Annotated in this window: 1 protein-coding gene; it reads left to right on the plus strand. The window is 30.8% G+C overall.

Annotated elements, in window-relative coordinates:
• Positions 1–179: 179 nt before the first annotated feature.
• On the plus strand, positions 180–7,675 hold a 7,496-nt coding region (locus WFZ86_RS11775), incomplete at its 3' end, for an amino acid adenylation domain-containing protein (protein WP_342692097.1).

Consider the following 7,675-nt stretch of genomic DNA (forward strand, 5'->3'; position numbering starts at 1 on the left):
TAGTCAGTCAGAATTCCAGAGATGGAGATTATTTATGTATAGCTATAGAACGTTATTACGATTTATAAGTGTTATTACTTTAATGATTAATTCTAAGAGAGTCCATTTTATAGATTCTATTAAATTTTACAACAATGTTATCTTTTCAATATTTATCTAAATTATAAAAAAGCAGTCTGATGAAAAATAATGTCACAAGCGTACAGAAATACATATGGCTTGACCAGATTCTAGAGAGTGATTCTCCAAAATATAATATTGGCGGCTATGCATTTATTAATGGAAGTATAGATGTTGATCGTTTTAAAAAAGCATTTGATATTCTGATTAAAGAAAATAATATCTTTTGTTTTGTTTTTGAAGAAAAGAGTGGTTTTCCTGTATATTCCCTTCAGGAAACAGATGGAGATTTAGTATTAAATTATAGAGAAGAATCAGATGAATCAAAAGCGATTCAGATGATAAATGAAGATTTTAAAATTCCATTTGATATCGAGAACGAAAGACAGCTTTATAAAATGTGGCTTGTTAAAATAGCTCCTGAGTCTTATATATGGTATTCAAAACTTCACCATATTATATCTGACGGTTTTTCGTTTCAGTTATTATATAAGAAGTTAAAGAGAATTTATGAACAATTATCTACAGATGTTATATATGATGATTTATGTATAGAGAAAAATGCGATATCTTATGAAGATTTTATTGCATTAGAAAATACATATAAAGCCTCTGAAGATTTTTCTAATGATAAAAACTTTTGGTTAGAGCGTTATAAAGATTTACCTTTTTTAATATACACAGGTACAAATAAGTCTGTAAGCCACTGCAATATAGAAATAGCACTTAGTGAACTAGAAAATAAAGCATTATGGGAGTTTGTAAAAACCGAAAAAATGAGTGTTTTTCATTTACTAATTGGATGCTTCTCAATTGTACTTTCTAAGTACTATAATAGGGAAGAAGTAAATCTTGGAATGCCCATTTTAAACAGGAAAAATGGTGTTGAAAAGCGTACTATAGGACCATTTTTAAGTTTGTTACCATTAAAAATTACTTTAGAGAAAACGTCATCTATTCTTGATTTTGTAAACGAAATCAAGAGCACACTTTTTACATGTTATAGACATCAGCGTTTTCAGCAGGCTGATATATTAAGAAATCTTCCTCAGACAACTTCAAAGCTTTATGATGTACGATTGTCATATGAAAGTATGCAATATGAGTCTGAATTTGCTGGTAATAAAGCTACGATACACCCTTTGTCTAATGATAGCGAGGAAGACCCTATCTCTATACACGTTTTTGAGGATATAAATGCGCAAATTAGATTTAGATTTGATATTAATGAAAAATATGTTTCAAAATTTGAAGTGAATCAGCTTATAACTTCTTTTATAGAAGTATTAACTCAACTAAAAGATATTAAAGATACTCCTATCTCAGAAATTCAAATTGCAAGTAAAGAGCAATTAAAGGAAATAAAAGAAATTTCAAAAGGACTTACTCTAAAAAGGCCGGAAGAAACATTTCTAAATCTATGGAATACAGTATTAAGCAATTGTTCTTCTAATACAGCAATTTTACATCAAAGTAATTCTTTGACTTATAAAAACCTTGAAACCTCCGCTAACACAGTAGCGGCATACCTGCAAAAAAAGGGAGTTAAAAAGGGTGATAAACTTGGTGTTATGCTCTCAAGATCAGAAAAAAGTATTATTGGTATTCTTGCCGCATTAAAAACTGGTGCAATTTATGTTCCTATTGATGATGCGTATCCTGATGAAAGAAAACAATATATTATAAACGATGCTCAGTTAGATTTTATCTTAACAGATTCATTTTCTCATTCTATTATAGAAGAGAAAGAATGTAACATAGATCGTATTCTTAAAGCGCATTCATCTTTAAAAGAGTATATTCCTGTTTCTTTGGAACCTAAGGATGAAGCTTATATCATTTATACTTCAGGCTCAACAGGAGATCCAAAAGGTGTTGTTATCAGTCATAGATCTTTATATGATTATATTCTAACATTTAGTACTTATTTTAATCTTACTGAAAATGATACTGTTTTGCAACAGGCTTCTACTGCTTTTGATACTTCTATAGAAGAAATTTTTCCTATACTGTCCGTTGGAGGAAGTTTAGTGATTGCATCGGATACTAAAGATTTTAATGAACTATTTAAAGACTGTGAGCGATTTGGGGTTACTTTGTTAAGTACCAATCCTTTTGTTTTGCAATATCTAAATGATAACCACAAAAGTTATCTTTTAAATTTTAAAACGATTATTAGCGGTGGCGATACCTTAAAATTACATCATATAGATCGACTTATTGATATTTACGATGTTTATAATACATATGGACCTACAGAAAGTACAGTTTGTGCAACTTATTGTAAAGTTGACAAAACGGATGATATAATTTCTATAGGAAAACCTATTACAAACAGGGGCGTTTATGTTCTTGATGGAGACCTAATGCTGCCTAAAGGTGCCATTGGAGAGATTGGACTTTCTGGTGAAGGTTTGGCGGTCTCTTATTTAAACAAAAAAGAATTAACGGATAAGGCTTTTGTAAACATTAATGGCGAACGAATCTATAAAACCGGAGATTTAGGGAAGTGGAGTATCGATAATAATTTAATTTTTTATGGCAGAAAAGATAATCAGTTAAGTTATAAAGGATATCGAATTGAAGTAGGTGAAATTGAAAAGGCAATACAAAAAGTAAATGCGTATGTAGTTGATACATATGTTTGTATAAACGAGGTTACAGGCGTTCCTATTCTTGTTGCATATTTAGTTGCTAACGAATCTTTTATTAATATAGCTTCATTGGTAAATGATTTAAAAGATTATTTGCCAGAATTTATGATTCCTACGCATTTTGTAATTATTGATGCTATTCCTTTAATTTCTAACGGAAAAATAGATATAAAAAGTTTACCTGAACCTAAAATCATAAACATTAAAGAAGCTGTTCAATTGCCAACTACAGATCAGGAAAAAGAGATTGCAGCAATCTGGCAAGAATTGTTAAGACTTGATGAGGTTGATGTAAGTGTAAGTTTTTTTGAATTGGGAGGGCACTCACTTCTCGCCAATCAGTTTGTTAGTAGTTTGAGAGATCATAAAGGAATTGAATTGCCGTTAAAAGATTTTTATAAATCTCCTACTATTAAAGAGATAAGTAAGCTAGTTCCTTTTTTAGATAAGAAAAAAAATCAAAATATTACTGCGCCTAAACAGGAACTATATCCATTGTCTTTTTCGCAAGACAGACTATGGTTTTTAAATCAATTAGATAATAAAGATACTTCTTACCATGTATCACGAGCGATGAAACTTGTCGGACATGTAAAAGTTAGTATGTTGGAAGAAACCCTTTCGAAGCTTATAGAGAAACATGAGATTTTGAGAACAGTTTTTGTTAATAAGAATGGGGTACCTTATCAAAAAATACTTCCCCCATACTCTTATGTGATTCCTATTACTGATTATACATTTATAAAAAAAGAAAATAAGCAAAAAGTGATTGATGATTGCTTGGAAAGAATAGAGAGTCACGCTTTTGAAATAGAACAAGGACCACTTTTTAGAGTTGAATTATTAAAGTTTTCAAATAAAGAAAGCGTTCTTATATTTTGTGAACATCATTTAATTTTAGATGGATGGACTCAGGGAATTCTATTTAGGGATTTTGTTGATATCTATAATGAATTACAAATAAATCCTGAATTTAAGGTAAAGAAACCCGAAGTCACTTTTAAAGACTACGCATATTGGGAGAAAAATACTTTTACCGACAGTCTTCTCAACGAGAAATTAAATTTTTGGGAAAATAAATTTGAAGGTTTTTCAAATCAACTATTAGTTCCTCTAGATTATGAAAGAACTGAAACGTCTATAAAAAAAGCGGGTACGATAGAACATGTTTTTTCATTAGATTTCTCTGAAAAATTAAGACATTTTTCTGAAAAACAAGGTGTTTCATTGTTTATTTTTATGCTTACTGCCTTTAAAATCACTTTGCATAAATTTAGTAATCAAACAGACGTTTGTATAGGTACTGCTGTAGCAAATAGGAGATACAAAGAGTTTCAGGAGGTTTTGGGTATGATTGTAAATACAATTGCTCTAAGAACAACATTTAATAGTGATGATTCTTTGCTAGATATTCTCAACGAGGTAAAGGAAACCTGTCTTGAAGCATATGTGTATGATGACACCCCTTTTGGTAAAGTTGTAGAAAGAATCAATCCAGAGAGAGGGGTACATTTAAATCCATTATTTCAATATATGTTTAGTTTTGTAAATGTTCCTACTCAAAGTATGTCTTTATTAGATGCAGAGATAGAAATTTTAAAGGGACACAATAAAACATCTCGATTTGATATTAGTGTTGTTGTAAATACAGCTTATGAACAAACAGATTTTTTAGAAGAAAATAAACCAGACAGAAGAATTTCAATTGAATGGGATTACAATGCGGATATTTTTAAATATGCTACAATGGAGCGTGTTTTAACAGTATATCTTAAAGTTCTTGATGAACTTATTGAAAATCCTGCTCAGTCTTTGTCTAAATTAGATTACATACCAGAATTAGAAAAAGAGATCCTTTTGCAACGCTTTAATTCTAAAAAAACAAATTGTACTTTAAATAAAACAGCTGTTTCTGTGTTTGAAGAACAAGTTGCAAAAACACCAGATAGTATTGCTTTAATATTCGAAAACAGAAGTTTTACCTACAACGAATTGAGTCGTATTTCAAATCAATTAGCTCATTATTTGCTAAATAATTTTGATATTGAAATTGAGGATTTAATAGCAGTAAAGTTGGAACGTAGTGAGTGGATTTATATCGCGTTATTAGCTGTTTTAAAAGTAGGAGGTGCGTATGTTCCTATAGACCCTACTTATCCTGAACAAAGAATCATTTACATAGAACAAGATAGTAATTCTAAAGTCGTAATTGATGAGCATTTGATAATGGATTTTATTTCTAATCAGGATACTTATAAGATAACATTACCTGAAATTTTAGTTTCCCCCAAAAATTTGATGTATGTAATATATACATCAGGTTCAACAGGTAAGCCAAAAGGGGTAATGATTGAACACCACAGTTTAGTAAATTATATTTCAAATCAGGCTAAGGTATTTGGGGTAGATAGTTCAGAGCGTGTTTTACAATTTTCAAATCCAGCTTTTGATGCCTCTATGGAACAAATCTTTTTAGCTTTTTTTAGCGGAGCATCGCTAGTAGGAGTGTCAAAAGATCGCATTATCGATCCTCTTGATTTTGTAAATATGCTACAGGAGTATTCAATTACACATTTGCACACCACTCCAAGTTATTTGAGCTATTTGAATAATCTTTCTTCTTGTAAAACATTAAAAAGAATTATTGCTGGAGGAGAAATTTGCTCAAAAAAATTAGTTGAAAGAATAATTAATATTACGGATTTTTATAATAAATACGGGCCTACAGAAGCAACAATCAGTGCTACAATGGGTAAAGTCACTAAAAAGAGTTTAGAAAGAAATATTATTTCTATTGGAAAGCCATTGAATGGTTCAGAAATCTACATTTTATCAGATGATCTTAGACTAAAACCCATTGGAGTTTTTGGAGAATTATGTATTTCAGGAGACAGCCTTTCTAGAGGATATTTAAATAATGAAGAGTTAACAGCAGAAAAGTTTGTTGCGCATCCTTTCACAAGAGGGGCAAAATTATACAGAACTGGTGATTTAGCACGATGGATGCCTGACGGTAGTATAGAATTTTTAGGACGTAAAGATGATCAGGTTAAAGTGAGAGGATACCGTATAGAATTAGGAGAAATAGAACAAGTAATTTCATCTCAAGATAATATTAGTCAATGTGTTGTTGTAGTGAAAAACATAGAAAATGAACCAATGATTGTAGCTTATTTGGTCACAGAAATACACATAGAGAAACAAGAACTTCATTCAGTATTGACGAATTATTTACCTGATTACATGTTACCAAGTTATTATGTTTTTATGGATGAGTTTCCTCTTACTCCTAATGGTAAAATCGATAAGAATGCATTACCCTCCGTAAGCACAGATGATATTATTCAGGCTGAGTATGTAGCTCCAAGAAATGAGATTGAAAAACAATTGGTTGTGATCTGGCAGGAGATATTAGGATTGGAACAAATAGGTATTACCGACAATTTCTTTGAATTAGGCGGGCACAGCTTAAAAGTTACTTTGTTGGTGAATCAGATCAATCTTCAATTAGGCTATCAAATTAGCGTTAAAGATGTTTTTTTGAACCCTACAATTTCAGGTATTATATCTAAATTAGCAACCGTTGCTTTTGCAGCCATACCCAAAGTAGAAGATCAGGAGAGTTATGTTTTAACATCCTCACAGCATCGTTTATGGATATTAAGTCAGTTTGATGGAGGGAATCAAGCTTATAATATTCCAGGGTTGTTTGAATTAGAAGGTGTTTTAGATGTAGAAAACTTGACAAGAGCATTTAATACAATTATTGCCAGACATGAATCTTTAAGAACATTTTTTAAAAGAAATGAAGAAGGAGAAGTTCGCCAGTTTATAGTTGATGCTGCTACTATTGATTTTAAAATTGATAGTTTTGATTGTAGTAACGTTGAACATCAATATGCAGCTTTACAAACAAGAATTATTGAGAGTTATCAACATGTTTTTAATTTAGAAAAAGCCCCTTTATTACGTTTAGATCTCATAAAATTATCAAAAGATAGACATGTATTACTTTTTAATATGCATCATATTATTGGAGATGGCTGGTCTATTGGAATATTAACTAAAGAATTAATAACAGTTTACGATAGTCTAGTACATGGCAAAAATATTAGTTTGCCGAAACTTACTATACAATATAAGGATTATGCCTCATGGATGAGGAGTGAAAAACAGTTATCAAAATTAAAAATATCAGAGGCTTATTGGTTAGATGTATTTAATGAGCACATTCCTGTATTAGAGCTTCCCGCCAATAAATTGAGACCCAAAGTTAAGACCTATAGAGGAGATTCCGTTGGATATAACTTCTCAGAAGAAGCAACTTCAAGATTAAAATTGTTTTCAGAAAAATACCATGCTAGTCTTTTTATGGTATTAATGGCAGGAATTAATGGATTGTTCTCAAGATATGCCAATACTAGAGATATCATTTTAGGTACCCCAATCGCAGGAAGAGACCATAGTGACTTAGAACATCAAGTAGGATTGTATTTAAACACATTAGCAATTCGAACCACTTTTGATGAAAGAGTAAATTTTGAATCATTATTGGCTATCCAAAAAGAAGTCTTATTAAACGCATATTCCCACCAAGACTACCCACTTGATAATATTGTAGAAGCATTAGGTTTAGGTCGCGATACCAGTAGATCCGCTCTTTTTGATGTCTTGGTAGTATTGCAAAATCAGCATGATTTATTTGGATTGGATAATTTACATATCGAAGGATTAACTTTAAAACCATTTGAAGGATATCAAAGAAAAGTAAGTCAGTTTGATCTAAGTTTTATATTTTCAGAGAAAAAAGGTCAGTTATCCTTGCATGTAGAGTACAATACTGATATTTATGAGCTTTCTTTTGTAGAACGTTTGGTTGCACATTTTGATACATTTTTATC

This window comes from Flavobacterium polysaccharolyticum (genome assembly GCF_038739875.1).
Classification (GTDB): domain Bacteria; phylum Bacteroidota; class Bacteroidia; order Flavobacteriales; family Flavobacteriaceae; genus Flavobacterium; species Flavobacterium polysaccharolyticum.